This is a genomic window from Streptomyces agglomeratus (assembly GCF_001746415.1).
Classification (GTDB): Bacteria; Actinomycetota; Actinomycetes; order Streptomycetales; family Streptomycetaceae; genus Streptomyces; species Streptomyces agglomeratus.
On sequence record NZ_MEHJ01000001.1, the window covers coordinates 1,056,372 to 1,075,230 of the forward strand.

14 protein-coding genes and 1 pseudogene are annotated in these 18,859 nt (G+C 72.5%); 1 reads left to right on the forward strand and 14 read right to left on the reverse strand.

Annotation, left to right across the window (positions count from 1 at the left end):
• Nucleotides 1–61 precede the first annotated feature (61 nt).
• From AS594_RS04375 to AS594_RS04400, 6 genes are all read right to left on the reverse strand, one after another.
• Nucleotides 62–1,339 carry an MFS transporter gene (locus AS594_RS04375; RefSeq protein WP_069925750.1) on the reverse strand — a complete coding sequence of 426 codons (1,278 nt, stop codon included), beginning with the start codon at nt 1,337–1,339 and terminating at the stop codon, nt 62–64.
• Nucleotides 1,336–2,121 (reverse strand): ABC transporter ATP-binding protein, encoded by a 786-nt coding sequence (locus AS594_RS04380; RefSeq protein WP_069925751.1) that lies wholly within the window; start codon nt 2,119–2,121, stop codon nt 1,336–1,338. The genes AS594_RS04375 and AS594_RS04380 overlap by 4 nt, the downstream gene beginning before the upstream one ends.
• Nucleotides 2,118–3,155 carry an ABC transporter ATP-binding protein gene (locus tag AS594_RS04385; RefSeq protein WP_069925752.1) on the reverse strand — a complete coding sequence of 346 codons (1,038 nt, stop codon included), beginning with the start codon at nt 3,153–3,155 and terminating at the stop codon, nt 2,118–2,120. The genes AS594_RS04380 and AS594_RS04385 overlap by 4 nt, the downstream gene beginning before the upstream one ends.
• Nucleotides 3,152–4,951, reverse strand: a complete 1,800-nt coding sequence (locus AS594_RS04390; protein ID WP_107393262.1) for an ABC transporter permease subunit — start codon at nt 4,949–4,951, stop codon at nt 3,152–3,154. Before AS594_RS04390 ends, AS594_RS04385 begins: the two co-directional genes overlap by 4 nt.
• 5 nt (nt 4,952–4,956) lie before the next feature.
• A complete protein-coding gene (locus AS594_RS04395) occupies nt 4,957–6,471 on the reverse strand; it encodes an ABC transporter substrate-binding protein (RefSeq protein ID WP_069925754.1) in 1,515 nt (504 codons plus the stop codon).
• 71 nt (nt 6,472–6,542) lie between these two features.
• Nucleotides 6,543–7,403: a class I SAM-dependent methyltransferase gene (locus AS594_RS04400; protein ID WP_069925755.1), complete on the reverse strand. Its 861-nt coding sequence runs from the start codon at nt 7,401–7,403 to the stop codon at nt 6,543–6,545.
• 258 nt (nt 7,404–7,661) lie between these two features.
• Between AS594_RS04400 and AS594_RS04405 the strand changes: the two are divergent.
• A pseudogene (locus AS594_RS04405) lies at nt 7,662–10,340 on the forward strand (SpoIIE family protein phosphatase); the annotation flags it as partial.
• A 63-nt stretch (nt 10,341–10,403) separates the two neighbouring features.
• Here the strand turns inward: AS594_RS04405 and AS594_RS45960 are convergent.
• From AS594_RS45960 to AS594_RS04440, 8 genes are all read right to left on the reverse strand, one after another.
• Entirely contained in the window at nt 10,404–11,987 is a 1,584-nt protein-coding gene (locus AS594_RS45960) for a hypothetical protein (RefSeq protein ID WP_069925757.1), read from the reverse strand.
• Nucleotides 11,988–12,140: 153 nt separating this feature from the next.
• Nucleotides 12,141–12,335: a hypothetical protein gene (locus tag AS594_RS04410; protein ID WP_069925758.1), complete on the reverse strand. Its 195-nt coding sequence runs from the start codon at nt 12,333–12,335 to the stop codon at nt 12,141–12,143.
• A 120-nt stretch (nt 12,336–12,455) separates the two neighbouring features.
• Nucleotides 12,456–13,334 carry a phosphatidylinositol-specific phospholipase C/glycerophosphodiester phosphodiesterase family protein gene (locus AS594_RS04415; RefSeq protein WP_069925759.1) on the reverse strand — a complete coding sequence of 293 codons (879 nt, stop codon included), beginning with the start codon at nt 13,332–13,334 and terminating at the stop codon, nt 12,456–12,458.
• A 180-nt stretch (nt 13,335–13,514) separates the two neighbouring features.
• Nucleotides 13,515–14,174 carry an ABC transporter ATP-binding protein gene (locus tag AS594_RS04420; RefSeq protein ID WP_069925760.1) on the reverse strand — a complete coding sequence of 220 codons (660 nt, stop codon included), beginning with the start codon at nt 14,172–14,174 and terminating at the stop codon, nt 13,515–13,517.
• On the reverse strand, nt 14,167–15,072 hold the full coding sequence (locus AS594_RS04425) for an ABC transporter ATP-binding protein (RefSeq protein WP_069930270.1): 906 nt from the start codon (nt 15,070–15,072) through the stop codon (nt 14,167–14,169). Before AS594_RS04425 ends, AS594_RS04420 begins: the two co-directional genes overlap by 8 nt.
• Nucleotides 15,073–15,371: 299 nt before the next feature.
• Nucleotides 15,372–16,253 carry an ABC transporter permease gene (locus AS594_RS04430; RefSeq protein WP_069925761.1) on the reverse strand — a complete coding sequence of 294 codons (882 nt, stop codon included), beginning with the start codon at nt 16,251–16,253 and terminating at the stop codon, nt 15,372–15,374.
• The gene (locus tag AS594_RS04435) at nt 16,246–17,211 is read right to left on the reverse strand and encodes an ABC transporter permease (RefSeq protein WP_069925762.1); all 966 of its coding nucleotides are present in this window, start codon (nt 17,209–17,211) and stop codon (nt 16,246–16,248) included. The genes AS594_RS04430 and AS594_RS04435 overlap by 8 nt, the downstream gene beginning before the upstream one ends.
• A gap of 38 nt (nt 17,212–17,249) precedes the next feature.
• Nucleotides 17,250–18,845 (reverse strand): ABC transporter substrate-binding protein, encoded by a 1,596-nt coding sequence (locus AS594_RS04440; protein ID WP_069925763.1) that lies wholly within the window; start codon nt 18,843–18,845, stop codon nt 17,250–17,252.
• Nucleotides 18,846–18,859: the final 14 nt, after the last annotated feature.

Consider the following 18,859-nt stretch of genomic DNA (forward strand, 5'->3'; position numbering starts at 1 on the left):
GCACAAGTGACTCATGAGAAACAAGGAGATCGAGTGATCTTCATTCACCCAGGAAAGGAGTTCAGCGAGGGTTACCGGCGGTACTCGCACCCACTTTCGAAAATCCCGGGCGCATCGGCCCGCTCCGGCCGGGCAGACACAGCGCGGCCGCCGCCGGCACCGCGGCGAGGGCCAGCCAGGGCAGCACCCCGCCCCGGCCGAAGAGGGCGCCGAGCGGGGCGCTGCCCACGAGCACCAGCAGTCCGGCCGAGGACGACAGGGCGCCCACGCCCAGTCCGAGATGCCCGTCGGTCAGATCGGGCACCCAGGCCCTGGCGGCCGGGACCACCAGCATCTGCCCCACGGACAGCAGGACGACGAAGACCAGCGAGGGACCGAGCCCGCCGAACGCCCGCACCGGCAGCAGCGCGGCCGCAGCCAGCGAGCCGGCCGCCATCAGCAGCAGGCCCAGCAGCATCGCCGTACGCGGCGACAGCCGCCGTGCCGCCCAGCGGGAGACGGGGAGCTGACCGGCGATCACCAGCACGGAGGAGAGCGTGAAGAGCCAGCCGAGCGCGGCCTGCCCGCCGGTGGCCCGCTCGACCTCCTGAGGGAGGGCCAGATACAACTGGTTGTATACGATCAGATAGCCGCCGTACGCGGCGCACAGCGCCAGGAAACGGCGGTTGCGCAGCACCGCCCGGGCGCCGCCCGGAGCCGAAGCGAGCGTGTCGGCCGGTGACTTCGCGGGCGTGCAGGGCATGAGCCGCAGGTGCCCCAGGAACACCACGACGAAGACGCCGGCCCCGGCCAGGCAGGCGGCTCGGAAGCCGATGGGGAGCAGGGCAGCCCCCAGCGGCGGCCCGAGCAGTGCGCCCGCCTGCCCGGCCGCGTTGAAGAGGGCCAGTACGCGGGTGCGCGCGACACCGGTCGCCGCCTCGTGCAGTACGGCCTGCCGTACGGTCTCCGTCTCCACGGCGGGCGAAAACAGCGCCGCCGCGAAGCCCACCAGCAGCACCGAGCCGATCACCGCCCAGGTGTCCTGGGCGAACCCCAGCCAGGTGAAGCCCGCCACCCGCAGCGCGCAGCCGGCGAGGACCACCGGACGCGGGCCGAAGCGGTCGGTGAGGGTCCCGCCGACCACGAAGAGGCCCTGCTGGCTGAAGGTGCGCAGGCCGAGGACCAGCCCCACCAGCCAGCCGGCGAGCGCCAGCGTGCCGCCCAAGTGGGCGGTGAGGAAGGGAAGTACGGCGAAGAAGCCGATGTTGAACGCGAACTGGGTGCCGATCAGCAGCCGTGGCAGCGGCGGCAGCCCGCGCAGCAGGCCGGCGGCCGGGGCGGCGGGCCCGGTGCCGGTCATCGGACGGCGCCGAGGCCGGGCACGGCGGACAGCAGCTCGCGCGTGCGGGCGTGCGAGGGCGTCTCGCACACGTCCGCGACCGCGCCCTGCTCCACGATCCGGCCCCGGTGCATCACCGCGACGCGATGCGCCACATGCCGTACGAGCGCGAGGTCGTGGGAGATGAGGAGACAGCCGAGACCCAGCTCGTCCTGGAGCCCGGTCAGCAGATTCATCACCCCGGCCCGCACCGAAGGGTCGAGCGCCGAGACCGGTTCGTCGAGCACCAGCACCTTGGGGTCGCAGGCCAGCGCGCGGGCGATGCCCACCCGCTGGCACTGGCCGCCGGACAGTTCCCTCGGCAGCCGGGCGCCCAGGGAACCGTCGAGGCCGACGAGTCCGAGCAGTTCCGCGACCCTGGCCGGGCCGGTCGCCGGGTCCCAGCGGCCCTGTACCCGCAGGGGTTCGGCGATGGCGTCCCGTACGCGCAGGCGGGGGCTGAGCGATCCGTACGGGTCCTGGAAGACGGGCTGGAACGCGGGGCGCAGGGCCCGCAGTGCGGGCTCGCCCAGCGTCGTCAGCTCCCGCCCCTCGAAACGGACCGAGCCCGCCTCGGGGCGGCGGAGCATCAGTACCGCCGCGGCGGTACTCGACTTTCCCGAGCCCGACTCCCCCACGAGAGCCAGCGTCTGGCCGGCGCCGACCTCGAACGACACCCGGTCCACGGCCCGCACCGGCTCACCCCGCCGCCCCCGCCCCGGATAGCGCACCGTCAGGTCCCGCACCGCCAGAAGTGGAATCATGCCGCGCTCTCCTCGAACAGCCGGGTGAGGGGCACGGGCAGTGCGCCCAGGCGGTGGCACGCGGCCGTTCGTCCGGCCGCGGCGGCGACCGGCTCGGGCGGGGCCGTACCGCAGATCTCGTCGGCGGCCGGGCAGCGGGGGGCGAAGGCGCAGCCCGCCGGCAGCGCCGAGGGGGAGGGCGGGGCGCCAGCGATCGAGGGCAGCCGCCGGCCGGCCCCGCGCGGCGCACGTGCGGGCGGCACAGAGGCGATCAAGCCCGCGGTGTACGGGGTGCGGGGGTCCTCGAAGACCTCCGTCACCGGACCCGATTCCACCGGCCGGCACGCGTACATCACCAGCACGCTGTCGGCCTGCCCGGCGACGGTCCCCAGGTCGTGGGTGACCAGGAGGAGCGCCGCGCCGGTCTCCTTCCTGATGTCGCCGAGCAGGTGGAGGATCCGGTCCTGCACGGTGGGGTCGAGGGCGGTGGTCGGTTCGTCGGCGACGATCAGTTCCGGCCGGTTGATCACGGCCATCGCGATGACGGCCCGCTGGCGCATGCCGCCGGAGAATTCGTGCGGGTACGCCCGGGCGCGCCGGCCCGCGTCCGCGATGCCGACCTGTTCGAGCGCGGCGACCGCGGCCCGGGTGGCCTCCGCCCGGCTGCCGTGCCGCACGGACCGTACGGCGAGCGCGAGTTGATCGCCGACGGTGTGTACGGGGCTGAGGACGGACAGGGCGTCCTGGGGTACGAAGGCCGTCCGCCGGCCTCGCAGTTCCCGGTACGCCGACTGCGGCGCCCCCACCCACTCGCGGCCGTCGAACCGCACACTCCCCCGTACCTCGGTGCCGGCCGGCAGCAGTCCGAGCACGGCCCGCGCGGTCAGCGACTTGCCGGCCCCCGATTCGCCGACGACGGCGAGCGCCTCGCCCGCCCGCACCGAGAACGACAGCCCGCGCACGGCGTGCAGGCCGCGCACGGTGATGTGCAGGTCCCGCACGTCGAGCAGAGCCCGTTCCGGGGCGCGCGGGGGTATCGCCGGTGTCGCTCTCATCGTGCGGGGTTTCCTTCCGGGACGATGGCACGGCCGCCGGGCAGCCGGCGCCGCACGCCTGCGATCAGTTGCCGCCCCGGCTTCGGCGCGGGGAGGGTGGACAGGGACACCGCCATCGCGGCCAGCAGCAACAGCATCGCCGCGGGCACCAGCGCGGCCCAGGGCGCGCGCTCCACGTACGGCAGCGACTCGGCCAGGGTCAGCCCCCACTCGGGCGCCGGTGGCCGGGCGCCCAGGCCGAGGAACCCCAGCGACGCCAGAGCCAGAGCGATGCCGGGCAGCCGCAGGACGGCGTGGCGGGCGACCGGGGCCGCGACCGCCGGGAGGATGTGGCGGGTCAGGATCCACAACGGCGGGGAGCCGATGGCGCGTTGCGCGGTGAGGTGGGCGGAGGCACGGGTCTCCTGGACCAGCGCGGCCGCGTGCGCGGCGAGCGGCGGCCACGAGACGAGGGCGACCGCGACGGAGGCGCCGGGGATGCCGGGGCCGAGGACCGCCGCGACGAGGATGCCGGCGATCACCGGCGGCACCGCGTTCGCGGTCTCGGCGGCGCCCGCCGCGATGCCCGGCAGGAATCCCGCGGCGACGGCGACGACGTACGAACTGGCGCAGACCAGCACGGCGATGCCCACCGTGGCCGCCGCCCCGTGCCCGGCCCGGGCGAGTACGTCACGGCCGAGCGAGTCGGTGCCCAGCGGATGCGTCAGGTCAGGAGCGCCGAGCCTGGCCGCCGTGTCGACGTGCAGCGGATCGAGCAGCAGGCCCCAGCAGATCACGGTCATGAGCGTCAGTCCGCAGACGACCGGCACCGCACGCCGCAGCCGCCCCGCCTTCCGTTCACCCGGCGCGGGCAGCGACAGCGCGGCGTCACGGAGCCCGGGGCCGAGCATCCGGCGCCGGGCTGCCTGTGTCAGCACCCCGGCGACCAGGCCCAGCAGTACGAGGGCCAGAACGGAGCCCTGGAGCAGCGGCAGATCCTGCGACTCCGCCGCGCCGAGCGCGGTACGCCCGATGCCGGGCACCGCGAAGACCGTCTCCACAGCGACGGCGCCGCCTGTGAGGCCGACGGCGACCAGCCCGAGCTGGGGCAGGACCGCGGGCACGGCGCGGCGCAGCGCCGCCCGGCCGATGACGACGGGCGTACAGCCCGACGACCGCCACAACCCGGCCCACCGCTCCTCGAACACGGCGGGCAGCGCGTCGTCGACCAGCCTGCCCACGATGCCGCCCGCCGGAATACCGAGCGCTAGCGCGGGCAGCACTAGGTGCCGGGGTCCTTGCCACCCGTACGGCGGGAACCAGCCCAGCCACACCGAGAGCGCCACGAGCAGCAGTGTGGCGAGCAGGAATTCGGGCAGCGCGGCCAGCGCCGCCGCCGGGGCGCCCGTTCCGGCGTCGCCGCGCAGGGTGCCCCGTGCCCCCCGTACCAGCGTGGGAGCGCACAGCGCGCAGGCGATCAGCAGTGCCACGGCCATCAGCGTCAGGGAAACACCGAGGCCGGACAGTACCGAGGGCAGCACCTCGGCGCCGTTGGCCCAGGAGCGTCCGAAGTCGCCGCGCAGTACGTCGCGGAACCAGTCTCCGAGCAGCGACAAGGGCCCTGCGCCGAGGCCGAGTTCCCGGCGTACGGCGTCCAGCGCCTCCTGGGTCGGCTCCTGTTCGGCGGAGCGGGCACGCAGTACGGACAGTGCGGGGTCGCGTCCGGAGAGCCAGGGCAGCAGTCCGACCACGGCGACGATCAGGGCGAGGGCGCCGGCGCGTGAGACGAGCACGCCGGCGCGCCGCGGAACCGGCACGGCCGTCACTTCAGACGGGTGTCGGCGGTGACGAGGGTCCGCTCACGCGGGTCCTTCGTGGAGCCGGTGACGGAGGGGGCGTCACCCTGGACGACGCGCTCGTGCAGCATGGGGATGGCCGCGTCGGTCCTCAGTACCGCCGCCTCGGCGTCCAGGATCGCGGCGCGGCGGGCGTCTCCGGCGGCGGTGGCCGCGGCCTTCCGCACGGCCTTGTCGACGTTCTTGTCGCACAGCTGGGCGAGGTTGAAGGATCCCTCGCAGGTGAAGTCGGACTGCATGTACGCCGCCGGGTCGCCGGAGTCGAGAACGGTGGCCCGCGACAGGACGAACGCGTCGAACTTCCCGGCGAGCGCGTCCTCCTCGATGTGCGCGTACTCCCGTACGACCTGCTTCACCTCGAAGCCCGCTTCCTCCAGTTGCTGTTGCAGGACGGAGGCGGCCTCGGGCAGCTCCGCCCGGTCGGAGAAGGTGGCGAGCGTGATGGCCGCCCCGTGTGGGGCCTCGCCCTTCGTACGCCCCTTCAGTGCGGCGCGCCCTTCGGCGGCCCAGGGCAGCGCGGGGCCGAGCAGCCCCTCGGCGCGGTCGGCCCGGTTCTCGTACACGCCTTCGACCAGTTCCCGGGCGTCGATCGCCTCGCGCGCGGCGGCCCGCAGTCCGGCGTCCTTGAATGGTCCCCTTCTGGTGTTCAGATACAGGGTGTTGGTGCGCGGCATCGGCACCTCGGTGATCGTCTTCTCGTCGAGGAGCGAAGCCTGGGAGACGGGCACCGCTTCGGCGATGTGGGCCTCGCCGCTGCGGATGGCGGCGGCCCGGGCGGCGCCGTCCGGTACGAAGGAGACATCGATCCCTGCGGCCTTGGCCTTCTTGCCCCAGTAGCCGTCGTACCGGTCGAGCGCGGCGGTCGAGGTGCCGCCGACCTTCACCAGCTCGTACGGTCCGCTGCCGGTGCCGACCGGATTCACCGTGCCGGACTTCCGGTACGCGCTCTTGGCGAGCACGGCCAGCTGCGGCGAGGACAGGCGCTGGGGCACCAGGGGGTCGGGGACCGCGGTGGTGACGACGACCTTGTCGCCGTCGGCCTTCGCGGTCAGTTCCACGCCGTCGAGGATGCGCGGCTTGGGGGAAGCCTTGGTGGCGCGAGTGAGGCTGTGGGCCGCGACCTCGGCGGTGAGTTCGCTGCCGTCGTGGAAGGTCACGCCGTCGCGGACGGTGAACTCCCAGGTGGTGGCGGACTTCCGCGCCCAGCCGGTGGCCAGCCCCGGTCGGGCGTCGCCCGCGTCGTCGAGGCTGATCAGCGTCTCGGCGGTGGACCAGCGCGAGAGTTTGAAGGCGTCGTCACTGAGCGGCGACAGGCCGGAGCGGGGCGGCTGGAGCATCGCGAGCCGTATCCGGCCGCCGCCGTCGTCGTCGCCGTCGCCGTCGCGGGTGGCGCTGTCGCCTGCCGGGGCGAAACAGCCGGTCAGGAGCAGGGCCGAGGCCGCCGCCAGGGCGGTGGCGGACAGGGATATGCGCTGGTGCACGGATACTCCGGGGGCGGTGCGGACGATCGCGGGTAGGTGAAAGTGAAACTAGCACATGACATTCGTTGTCATTAAGCGGCGGTGGCGGCGCGCCGGACGCACAGGACGTCGTGAGCGTGACCGATCACGTAAGTGCCGTCCGGCCGGGCGAAGTGCCTGTCCACGTACGCGGCGAGGTCCGCCCGGGCCGGCAGCGGGTCGAGGCCGGGCAGCCCGGGCACGTTGACCATGAACTCCGCCACGTCCACGGCGTCGGCGAAACAGTCGGTCCGGTACCGCGCATCGAGCGTCTCCAGGGACCAGCCCGCCACCTTCTCCGGTTCCCTCGCTTCGAGCCGGCCGACGGAAGGACGCAGATCGAACCGGGTACCGGTGAAGTGCTCGACCATGCGCATGCACGCGTTGTCCGGGCTCTGCAACATGACCAGCAGCGTGCCGCCCGGCGCCACCCAGTGCAGTACGCGACTGAGCGTGGGCAGCCAGCGGTCCTCCGGCAGGTAGTACAGGACGTGCGAGAGGAGGACCAGGTCCGCTTCCTCCCCGAGGTCGACGCCGTCGACGGGCTCGGCCACGACGACGGCGTCCGGGCACACCTCACGCAGCTTCTCCCGCATGGCGGCACTGGGTTCGAGGGCGACCGCACGCTCGAAATGCCGCCCGAGATGGGCGGTGGTCGCCCCCTCCCCCGCGCCGACGTCCAGGAACACCCGGCGGCGCGCGAGCCTGGAGACGAGGCGGGCCAGGTGGGCGTGGGTGACGGCCTTCTCGTCCGTACCGGCCAGGAACAGCTCGAACGCCCGCCGGTACGCGGCGGTGGAGACGTCCAGTACGCGTACGGGACCGGAGTCCGCCGCAGACGAGGGCCGCGACGACGGCGACCAGGACGGCGAAGACGGTGAACGTGGTGAAGACGGTGTAGACGACGTAGACACAGGCGGCCCTTCCCTCGGTTTCATGGCGGGGCCATGGCACCTCGTCGCGGCCCACTCGGCCCGCATAGACGTTCCTGCCCGCGCGTCGCCGCTCCGTCGGGCGCCGGTCCGGCGCAACGCCGGGATCCCGTACCGGCGGGCATCTGTCCCCCACGCCCCTTTCCGGGCTTAAATGTGACCCCTGAACGGCTCACCAGCAGCCATGGCATCGGCGGCGCGCGGTTCGCCCGGTTTGTGCGGGAGGTGTACAAAGAGGTCATGGCCGGACGCAACGGCCGCCCGCGCTCGGTTTTGCGGATGCGAACTGTCGCCGGTCAGGTCTTTCTCCTCCAGGTGGCGATCGTCGTCCTGCTCGTGGCCAGCGCCATGGCGGTTCTGGTTCTGCAGTCCCGGAGCGACAGCGAACGAGAGGCCCGCAACCGGTCGGTCGCCGTCGCCGAGACCTTCGCCAACGCACCCGGTATCGAGGAGGACCTGAAGAGTCCCGATCCGACCGCGGAGCTGCAAGGTCCGGCCGAGAAAGCCCGTAAGCGCTCCGGAGTTGACTTCATCGTCGTACTCAACCGGGACGGAACCCGCTACACGCACCCCCTTCCCGACCGGATCGGGAAGAAGTTCGTCGGCAATCTGGAGCCCGCGCTGGCGGGCCGCGTCGTCACCGAGAAGATCATCGGCACGATCGGTCCCCTCGTACAGGCCCAGGTTCCCGTCGTCGGCCGTGACGGCTCCGTCATCGGTGTGGTGTCCGCCGGTATCACCATCGAGAAGGTCAGCGGCGTCGTCGAAGAGCAGATCCCGCTGCTGTTCGGTGCCGCCGCCGCCGTACTGCTCCTGGCCACGGGCGGGACGGCCCTGGTGAGCCGACGGTTGCGCCGCCAGACGGGCGGCCTCGGGCCCGCCGAGATGACCCGGATGTACGAACACCACGACGCCGTTCTGCACGCCGTGCGCGAGGGCGTGCTCATCGTCGGCGGCGACGGCCGTCTGCTGCTCGCCAACGACGAGGCGCGCCGCCTGCTCGGTCTGCCGAACGACGTGGAGGGACGCCCCGTCAGCGACCTTGGCCTCGACGCCGGGACCGCCCGGCTGCTTGCCTCCGGCCACCACGTGACCGACGAGGTGTACCCGGTCGGGGACCGCCTGCTCGCCGTCAACCAGCGGACCACGGACCAGCACGGCGGGCCGCCGGGAAGCGTCACCACGCTGCGGGACACCACCGAGCTCCGGGCCCTCTCCGGAAAGGCCGACGTGGCGCGGGAGCGCCTGAAGCTGCTGTACGACGCCGGAACGGAGATCGGCACCACTCTCGATGTGGTGCGCACCTGCGAGGAGCTGACGGAGTTCGCCGCCGCCCGTTTCGCCGACTACGCCACCGTCGACCTGGTGGAGGCCGTACTGCGCAGCGAGGAGCCGACCGCCACCAGCAGCACGGGGGTCGACCTGCGCCGGGTGGCGTTCAGCGGCCTGAGCGCGGAGACGTCGCTCTACCCGCTCGGAAAAACGATCCGGTTCGTGCCGTCCACGCCGGTCGGGTTCAGCCTCGGCAAGGGTGAGGCGGTCCTCCAGGCACACCTCGCCGGCTTCACCGGCTGGCAGGAGCAGGACCCGGAGCGGGCCCGTCGGCTCGTCGAGCACGGCATCCACTCGATGATCGCGGTGCCGCTGCGCGCCCGGGGCGTCATTCTCGGCCTGGCCATCTTCTGGCGCTCCCAGAAGCCGGAGCCCTTCGAGGAGGAGGACCTGTCCGTCGCCGAGGAACTGGTGGCCCGCGCAGCGGTGAGCGTCGACAACGCCCGCCGCTACACGCGCGAGCACACCATGGCGGTGACGCTCCAGCGCAGTCTGCTGCCCCGCGGCCTGCCGGAACAGAACGCCGTCGACGTGGCCTTCCGCTATCTGCCCGCCCAGGCGGGCCTCGGCGGGCTCGGCGGCGTCGGCGGGGACTGGTTCGACATCATCCCGCTGCCGGGCGCCCGCGTGGCGCTCGTCGTGGGCGACGTCGTGGGGCACGGGCTCCACGCGGCCGCCACGATGGGGCGGCTGCGTACCGCCGTCCACAACTTCTCCACCCTGGACCTGCCGCCCGACGAACTCCTGTGGCACCTCGACGAACTGGTCGCCCGTATCGACCAGGACGAGACCGGCGACAACGCGGACGCGGGCGTCACCGGAGCCACCTGTCTGTACGCGATCTACGATCCGGTCAGCGGGCACTGCACCATGGCGCGGGCCGGCCACCTCCAGCCGGCGATCGTCCGTCCGGACGGTACGACGGTCTTCGCGAACGTGCCGGGGGGCCCGCCGCTCGGACTCGGCGGGCTGCCCTTCGAGACGCTGGACGTGAAGCTCCCCGAGGACAGCCGTCTGGTCCTCTACACCGACGGGCTCGTCGAGGACCGGGACCGCGACATCGACGAGGGGCTGGCGCTCCTGCGGCGTACGCTCGACGACCACGCCGGCCGGACGCCGGAGGAGACGTGCGAGGAGGTGCTCGCCGCGATGCTGCCCGAGCGGCAGCGCGACGACATCGCCCTGCTCGTCAGCCGTACCCGCGTCCTGGACTCGAGCCGGGTGGCCGACTGGGACGTGCCGCCCGATCCGTCGGCCGTGGCACGGGTGCGGGCGGCGGTGACGGCCAAGCTGACCGAATGGGACCTGGCGGAGGAGGCGTTCACCACCGAGCTGATCCTCAGCGAGCTGGTCACCAACGCCATTCGCTACGCGGCCGGGCCGATCCGGGTACGGCTGATCCGGGACCGCAGCCTGATCTGCGAGGTCTCGGACGGCAGCAGCACCTCGCCGCACCTGCGCCAGGCGGCGAACACGGACGAGGGGGGCCGCGGCCTCTTTCTCGTCGCGCAGTTCGCCGACCGCTGGGGAACCCGGTACACCGGGGACGGCAAGGTCATCTGGACCGAGCAGCCCCTGCCGGACGGCCGGCCGCCGCCGGCCGTCCGTGAGGCGGCCGGCGGCGGGGGCGGTGGCCGGGTGCCGTGCGCGTCAGTCCCGGTCCCCGTCGCGCACCGCGACGATGCCGTTGAAGACGCCGACGTACGCGGTTCCGTCGGGGCCGATGGTGACGGGCGCCCAGTTGTTGTCGTACGCCGGGCCCGTGCCGGTGAGCTGCCGCCAGCGGGTCTTTCCCGTACGGAAGTCGACGGCTGTCAGGTACCAGGCGTCGATGCCGAGGGCGTTCGGCTCCTTCGCGTAGAAGTAGAGCAGTCCGTTCGCGGTGGAGAGCTTGGGAACGGTGGACGGCGACCGTACGCCGCTCTCCCAGACGGTGTCGCAGCCGCTGCCGTTCTCGCGTACGTCGATGCGCGTGGCGCCGCCCGTGACGCTGCGGCCGAGGAGCAGCGAGGACGGGTTCTCGTATCCGTAATTGTTCTCGACGACCAGGCTGTTGCCCCAGCTGATGAGGGAGTTGTCGGTGGTGGACTTGCCCGCGGCGAAGACCGGCACCTTGCAGACCAGCCGGTCGTTCCCGGGAACGTTCGTTCCGCGCCGGTAGACGAGGACGTTCATCCGGTCGTCGGCGTTGTCCGTGATCGCTACGTAGCCGTCGCCGAACAGGTCGGGCGTGGTGCCCGATCCCTGGTTGACGGAGCCCGGTTTGGTGCCCGTTCCCCGGTCGTACGTCTGACGCCACTGCACCCGGGGTGTGCCGTCGGCGTCCGCGCGGAAGCTGTAGAGGGCGTGGTCGGAGACGATCGAGACGCCGTCCTCGGCGACCGAGAAGGAGTTCTGGATCTCCTCCCCTTCCAGCCGGATCGCGCGGATTCGGGACGTCCGGGGGTCGACCGTGCCGACGAGGCCGAGCCGGGTCACCCACCAGATGCGCCCCTGCCAGTCGGGCATGACGGAGGTCACGGGGTCGCACGTCCCGCTGGGGCGGAGGTTCGTCCACGTCACGCAGTCGTGCGGGACGTGCGCGGTGAGGTCCCAGTCGTCCTCGACGACGAAGCGCCGGCCACCGTCAGCCGTCCGCTCCTGCGCGATCAGGAGCACGTGCTGGCGCGAGTCGGCGAGCACCACCCGGTCCTGGTCGTCGAGGTAGAAGTACGCACCGCCGGAGGTGTCCTTGAAGATCTTCTCGAAGTCGAGCCGGGTGATGGCCTCCACCGTCGACGAACGCTGCGGCAGCTTGTACTCGGCGAGGGTGGCGAGCGTTCGCGGGTGCAGCAGTTTGAGCAGGAAGCCCTGGAAGGTGCCGCAGACGGTGATCAGGCGGCCCGCCGCGTCGAAGGTGGCGGTCGCGCACTCGCCGCCCAGTGCGGCGATCCGTTCACTGGTGACCCGCGGGTCGCGTCCCAGGGGGCCCGGGTACGGGTGGGTGCCGCTGCCCGCCGCGTCGGCGTGCATGCCACTGCGGCCGTTCGGGGCGAGGTGGGGGTGCTGAGGAGGTGCGTCGCCGGGAACCGGCCGCGCGGTCGCCGGCTCGCCCTCGTACGAGCTGACGAGCCGGTGACCGGGCGCCTTGGGTATCTCCTCGGCGTTGACGGCGCCGGCCGGCAGGACCGCCGGGACGACGAGGGCGAGAGCGAGGGCCAGGACGCGGGCGTGCGCTCTGTAGGACCGGGACATCGGGCTCCTTCGACGGGGGCTGGTCGCGCCGCCGCCAGACGCTAGAGCCGGCCCCTCGAAGTGTCCATGGAAAGCCGCCCGGTTTCATCACCCCGCCATCGGCGTGACGGTCCCGTCATCCGCGCGCAATGTCGCGGCGCGCGGAGGCGGTCGTCAGGGCCGGATGTCGCCGACCACGTCGGCGGTGGCGGCGATCCCGTTCTGGATAGTCGGCCCCATGCTCGTACCGGCCAGGAAGAAGCCGAGCAGGGCGCAGACCAGTGCGTGGGAGACCTTCAGTCCCCCGTTGCGCAGGAAGATCACCGCGAGAATGAGCAGCAGCAGCACCAACGAGATCGAAATGGCCATGGTCAACCTCCTCCGCCGCGCCTGGATTGCGGCATTCGGCCGTCAGTCTGGCGTAGCGGAGGGCCCATCCGGGCGGAAGAAGTGTCCGCCGTACGGGTGTTGACTGGGTGTGATGACCGGTTACGTGTCGTGCCTGTGGCGGGTACGGAGGAAACGCTCCAGGCCGGCGAGGTCGTCGGTGTTGATGTGGTCCACGTCCGCGGCGAGCAGTTCGCTCCAGACGGCGTCCCGCGCCGGCCCCGGCAGGTCGGGCGTGGCCCAGAACCGGACGCGCTGCCGGCGCCGGTGGGCTGTTGAGACGATGGCGCGCAGTTTCGTCCGTTCGGCCTCGGGGAACGGCCCGGTGCCCTGCCAGGTGAAGCTGTGCGTCCAGTTGCCGCTGATCAGCGGGATGAGGGAGGCGGGGGCGGGGTCCGCGGCGCCGAGGTCGTCGAGCCGCCCGTCGTAGAAGGCGTAACGCGTCCGCTGGGCCTCCATGGGGACACGGGCGGCACGGTCGCCGGAGACGACGGGGGTGACCGCGCCGGGGCGTGCACGGCCGTGCGTGTACGTGCTCAGCATGTGGCGGTGGCGGCGCAGCTGGCGGTGAAGTTCGAGGTAGGCAGCGGCGCCGTCGTTCTTGATGTCGATGAGCAGCTGCACCGGACGCCGGTGTCCGCGGTACACGGAGCCGTGGTTGGCCCTGACACGGGCCGCGAGCGGGGCCAGGTAGAGCGATTCGAGGGTGCGGGAGGGGTCGAGGTCGACCGGGTCGTGGGCGACGAGGAGTTGTCCGTCGACGAGGAAGATGTCCGCCTCGACGCTTGTGAAGCCGTGGGAGAGCGCGTCGAGGAGGGGACGCTCGTGCTCGTAGTCGTTGTGCGCGTGGGCACGGCGCAGCGGGCTCGGCCCGGGCTTCCGCTCGGCGGCCCGGGCGTACGCGGGAACGGCGACGGTTCCCGCGAGGGCGGCGGCGAGCGTGGTGACGGCTCTGCGACGGGTGGGCGCGGCGACGGCCATGGTGCCTCCGGTGGTGTACGGGGCGTTCGGGACTCCGGCGAGTATCCGCTCCGTACACCGTCAAGAGGCAGGGCCCGGACAAGAGTTCGGCCATCCGTCGCCAGGGGTTCAGGGGCCTGCGCGCACGCATGACGCCGCGTGGGGGGGCTGCCGGAGTCCCCGTGGTTCCCTCGGTCCGGCTCAGGCGGCCGCGACGTCCTCCCAGCGGACCGTGCGGTCGCACCAGCGCTCCAGGAGGACGCGGTCGTGGCCGACGGCCAGCAGGCCGGCGCCGTGCTCGAGCCGGTACTCCTCCACCACCGCGACCAGGGCCGCCGTCGTCGACGCGTCCAGCATCGCCGTCATCTCGTCGCACACCAGCCAGCGCGGCCGCAGTACCAGGGCGCGCGCCAGGCAGGCGCGTTGGAGCTGGCCGTCGCTCACCTCGTGCGGGCGCCGGCCGAGGAGGTCGTCGCCGAGGCCCACGGTGCGGGACAGTTCGCGCACGGCGGTGGCCGCTTCGGCACGCCGTCCGGTGGCGCGCAGCGGTTCGGCGATCAGGTCGCGCAGGCTCAGCCGGGGGTCGGCGGACAGCCGGGGCTGCTGGAAGACCACACCGATCGCGGTGCGCTGTTCGCGCGGGGCCCGGTGACGCCAGCCCGTGACGGGGCGGCCGTCGAGGGTGACGGTGCCGGCGTCGGGGCGGTGCAGCAGCGCGGCGACCCGGGCGAGCGTCGATTTGCCGCAGCCGCTCGGTCCGAGCAGTCCGACCGCCTCACCCGGCGCGACGACGAGGTGCGCGTCGCGTACGACCGGCTTCCCGCGCTCGTAGCCCGCGGTGACGGCGTCGAGTTCAAGCACGGGCACGCTCCTCGGCGGTCGGGTGGTGGCAGGCGGCGCCGCCGGTGAAGTGCGGCTGTACGGCGCAGGCGTCGGTGGCGTGCGTACAGCGGGCGGCGAAGGCACACCCCGTGGGCAGGTCGCCCAGCTCGGGCGGCATGCCGGGGATCGGTGTGAAAGCGCGCTCGGGAAGGGCGTTCAGCAGGCCCCGCGCGTAGGGGTGCCTGGGACCGGGCGCTCCGAAGAAGCGGGCGGCGTCCGCGAGTTCGACGATCCGTCCCGCGTACATCACCGCGACGCGGTCGGCGACGCGCTCGGCGGCCGCGAGATCGTGGGTGATCATCAGCAGGGCGTGCCCCTCGTCGACGTGCCGGCGCAGCTCGTCGACGGTGCGGTCGACGAGGTCGCGGTCGAGGCCGGTGGTCGGCTCGTCCGCGAGCAGCAGTGGCGCGTCACCGACGAGGGCGAGCGCCGTCGCGGCGCGTTGCGCGAGTCCGCCGGACAGCTCGTGGGGGTAGCGGTCGAGGTGGTCCAGCGGGAACGCGGCCCGCTCGGCCGCCGCGTGGGCCGCCCCGCGCAGGTCCTGCTTTCGCGTACCCGTCAGCTCGCGCAGCGTCTCTTGGAGCTGCGTTCCGACGGTCCGTACGGGCGTGAGGTGGGCGGCGGGACTCTGCGGCACGAGTCCGATACGGCGGCCCCGCACCGTACGCGCCAGGGTGCGTTCGTCGGCGGTGAGGAGGTCGACGTCCCCGAGGAGCGCGGAACCCGCTGTCTGCGCGTTGCCCGGGAGCAGCCCGAGCAGGGCGGAGGCGAGCACCGACTTGCCGCACCCGCTCTCGCCCACGAGGGCTAGGCATTCTCCCCGCGCCAGGTCGAAGTCCGCGTCGGTGACGGCGGCGATGTGCCGTCCCCCCCGCATCCGGAACCGCACGGAGAGCCCCCGCACGGACAGCAGGGGCGTCCGGGGGCTTCCTTCCGGCGCGGACCGGCCGGGGGCGTACACGGTGTTACGGGCGTTCCCGGGAACGCCTGCGGAGGGCTCCATGGAACGCTCCGAAGCAGCACCGTCTCCGCGCCCCTGGTGAGCGTTCCCTGGAACGGCGTCGGGTGCCACACGGGAACGCTCCGTCGTCCGAGCGTTCCCTGGAACGGCGTCGGGTGCCACACGAGAACGCTCCGTCGTCGCGGAGGCGGCCGGCTCGGTGTTCTGGGGCGTCGTCACAGCATCAGCTCCGATCGGCGGCGGGGATTGATTCGCTCCCGCCAGGCGCCGGCCAGGCCCGCGATGGCGAGGGTCGGTATGATCAGGAGAAGACCGGGGAAGAGCGTCGGCCACCAGTCCCCGGCGAGCAGCGAACTGCGCGCCGACTGGACGAGGTTGCCCAGGCTCGCCTGGTGCGTCGGCATGCCGAGGCCGAGAAACGAGAGCGCCGATTCGTGCCACATCGCGTGCGGCACCATCAGCACGGCCGCGAGCCCCGCCTGCGGCAGCACCCCCGGCAGCAGGTGCCGTACGGCGACCCGCCACCGCGACGCACCGCCCGAGACCGCCGCGTCGATGTACGGCCGCGAGCGCAGCGACAGCACCTCCGAGCGGACGATGCGGGCGGTGGACAGCCAGTGCGTCAGCGCCACCGACACGATCACCGGCCACACCCCCGGCCGGAACATCGCGACGACGAAGATGCCGAGCAGCAGGTGCGGGACGGACGAGAAGGTGTCGACGAGCCGCATCACCACGCGGTCCGTCCAGCCGCCGAACGCCGCCGCCGCCGCGCCGACGGCCGTTCCGATGAACGTCGCGACGAGCGCCGCCACGAGCCCGACCAGAAGAGAGACACGCAGCCCGTACACGCAGCGCAGCAGGAGGTCGCGGCCGACGTCGTCGGTGCCGAAGGGGTGCGCCGGGGACGGTGCCCGGAGCTTCATCGACAGGTCCACGGCCTGCTGGTCGAGGTTGGCCAGCGGCGGTACCACGAGAACGGCGAGGACCACCGCCACCACGATCACCGCCGAGGTACGGACGCGGACCGTGCGTGTGGAGCGGCGGGTACGGCCGTGCGAGCGCCACACGGCCGCCTCGGAAGCGGGTTCAGCCATCGAAGCCCACCCTCGGGTCCGCGAGTCCGTACAGCAGGTCGGAGAGGAGGTTGCCGGCGAGAACCGCCGCGGTGGCCAGCACCGTCAGCGCGGCGAGCAGAGGGAAGTCCACCGACGTCGCCGCCTGTACGGCCGCCGCCGCGATGCCCGGCCAGCTGAAGACCGTCTCCACGAGCAGCGCCCCGGTGATGAGTTCGGGCACCCGCGAGCCGACGAGCGTGAGCGTCGGGAGCATTCCCGAGCGCAGGGCGTGTCCGAGGAGCACGGTGCGCTCGCTCAGCCCCCGCGCGCGTGCACCGCGTACCGGGTCCTCGTCCAGCGCGTCGGCGACGCCCTGGCGCACGTAGAGGAAGAACCAGGGAAGCTGCGAGACGCCGAGAACGGCCGCCGGCAGCACCAGGTGCGTGGCGACCTGCCCGAACGTCACCACGTCGCTGTCGGTGTCGGTGAGTCCGCCCGCCGGCAGCACACCGAGCTCCAGCGCGAAGAACCACATGGCGAGCAGGCCGAGCCAGAAGGCGGGCGCCGCTTCCAGGGTGTACGCCGCCGAGCTGACCGCGCGGTCCAGCCAGCCGCCCGGCCGTCTCGCGGCCAGTACGCCCAGCGACGTACCGAGCAGGATCGCGACGAGGAACGCGGTGACGGCGAGCAGTACCGACCAGCCGAGGCGTTCGGTGATGACGTCGGTGACGGGCTGACGCATGACGCTGGAGTCGCCGAGGTCTCCGGTGACGGCGGAGGTCAGCCAGCGCCACCAGCGTTCGACGAGCGGCTGGTCGACGCCGAGGTTGGCCCGGAGCTGGTCGAGGTTCTCCTGCGAGGCGGTGAGGCCCGCGGTGCCCGCGTACGCCTTGACGGGGTCGAAGGGCGAGGCGGCGGCGACGGCGAACACGCCGAAGGTCACGACCAGCAGGACGGGGGCGGCGAACAGGGTCCGCCGCCCCGCCATCCTCGCCATCGGCCCCCAGGGAAGCTTCCGGCTCGGGTGGAGGTGTGTCACTTCTTCGGCGTCCAGTCCTCGACGTTCCACCACGGGCCGGATGCCAGGCCGTGGTCGTGCGGCTCGGTCTGCGTGGTGAGCCCGGACCACTTGTCGTCGACGACGTACAGGTGGTCGATGTGGGTCAGGAAGGTGTAGCCGGGGTTCTTCACGAGTTCGCGCTGGACGGTGTCGTACGCGGCCCTGCGGTCGGCCGTCTCTCCGCTCTCGCGGCCCTTCTTGAGCGCCTTGTCGACGGCGGGGTTGTCGTACCACGCCATGTTGTTGAAGGCGTCGCCCGCGAGGGACGACTGGAGCAGCGTGTACTGGTCGAAGTCGGGGTCGCCGGGCGCGCCGCCGCCCGCGAGCACCGCGTCGTGCTTCATGCGCGGCATGATGACCTCCCAGGTGCCGGCCTGGGTCTTGATGTCGATGCCGGCCTTCTTCGCGTCGGACGCGTACGCGAGGGCGTGGTCCTGGCGGAGCTTGTCGCCGGAGAGGTACCAGAGGGGGAACCGGGCGCGTACGCCGTCCTTGACGCGGATGCCGTCGGCGCCCGGCTTCCACCCGGCCTCGTCGAGGATCCGCTTCGCCTCGGCGAGGTCGTGCGTGCGCTCGGTGCCCTTGGCGAACCAGAGGCTGTCGGTCGGCACGGGGCCGTACGCCGGCTTGCCCGCGCCGTCGAGGATCTTGTCGACCATGGCCCGGCGGTCGACGGCGACGTCGAGTGCGCGTCGTACGTCCGTGTCGCCCGCGACCTTGTTGTGCGTCGGCAGCGTCACGGTGCGGTAGTCGAATGACCTGGCGGCGTACGTCGTCCTGCCGTCGTCGTCCTTGAAGGTGTTGGCGAGGTCGGGCGGCAGGATGGCGCCGTCGAGGTCGCCGGTGCGCAGCCGCGTGGCGCGCACGTCGTCGTCCTTGATGACCGCCATGGTGAACTTCTTCACCTTGGGCGCGCCGCCCCAGTAACCGGGGTTGGCCTTGAAGCTGAGCTTCTCGCCCTTGGACCAGCCGGTGAGGATGTACGGCCCGGTGCCGACCGGCTTCGTCGTGAAGGAGCCGCTGTTGACGTCCTGCTCGCCGGCGACGTGCTCGGGAGCGATCGGAAGCACCGTGCGCTCGGCGAACGGCGCGTACGGGTACTTGAGCGTGAAGACGACCTTGTGGTCACCCTCCGCCCTGACGTCCTTGACGGCGTCGAGTTCCGTCTTGGAGGCGTTGTTCGTCTTCTTGTCGAGGATGGTCCGGTAGGTGAAGACCACGTCCTTCGACGTGAAGGGCTCGCCGTCGCTGAACTGCACGCCCTCACGCAGCGCGTACGTGTACGTGCGGCCGTCGTCGGAGACTTGGGGCAGTTCGGCGGCGAGCGCGGGCCGGAGCTTCATATCGTCGTCGAAGGTGAGCAGCCCGTCGAAGATCTTCGAGTTGCCGTCCTTGCCGTAGCCGAGGAGCGGGCTGAGCGTCTCGGGCTCGTACGCGATGCCGACGACAGCGGAATCCCCGGCGCCGTGCGCGGTGCCGCTCTCGCCCGGCTTCGAGCAGGCCGCCGCGGTGATGGCCAGTGTTCCGGCCAGCGTCGCGGCGGCCGCCCCACGTATCGATCGGGACAGCATGGCTCTCCACACCC

Excerpts from the sequence above, each read along its gene's own strand:
- AS594_RS04380 (WP_069925751.1), bottom strand. The coding sequence starts at position 2,121 with ATGATTCCACTTCTGGCGGTGCGGGACCTGACGGTGCGCTATCCGGGG.
- AS594_RS04435 (WP_069925762.1), bottom strand. The coding sequence starts at position 17,211 with ATGGCGAGGATGGCGGGGCGGCGGACCCTGTTCGCCGCCCCCGTCCTG.
- AS594_RS04415 (WP_069925759.1), bottom strand. The coding sequence starts at position 13,334 with ATGGCCGTCGCCGCGCCCACCCGTCGCAGAGCCGTCACCACGCTCGCC.
- AS594_RS04430 (WP_069925761.1), bottom strand. The coding sequence starts at position 16,253 with ATGGCTGAACCCGCTTCCGAGGCGGCCGTGTGGCGCTCGCACGGCCGT.
- AS594_RS04375 (WP_069925750.1), bottom strand. The coding sequence starts at position 1,339 with ATGACCGGCACCGGGCCCGCCGCCCCGGCCGCCGGCCTGCTGCGCGGG.
- AS594_RS45960 (WP_069925757.1), bottom strand. The coding sequence starts at position 11,987 with ATGTCCCGGTCCTACAGAGCGCACGCCCGCGTCCTGGCCCTCGCTCTC.
- AS594_RS04385 (WP_069925752.1), bottom strand. The coding sequence starts at position 3,155 with ATGAGAGCGACACCGGCGATACCCCCGCGCGCCCCGGAACGGGCTCTG.
- AS594_RS04410 (WP_069925758.1), bottom strand. The coding sequence starts at position 12,335 with ATGGCCATTTCGATCTCGTTGGTGCTGCTGCTGCTCATTCTCGCGGTG.
- AS594_RS04425 (WP_069930270.1), bottom strand. The coding sequence starts at position 15,072 with ATGCGGGGGGGACGGCACATCGCCGCCGTCACCGACGCGGACTTCGAC.
- AS594_RS04440 (WP_069925763.1), bottom strand. The coding sequence starts at position 18,845 with ATGCTGTCCCGATCGATACGTGGGGCGGCCGCCGCGACGCTGGCCGGA.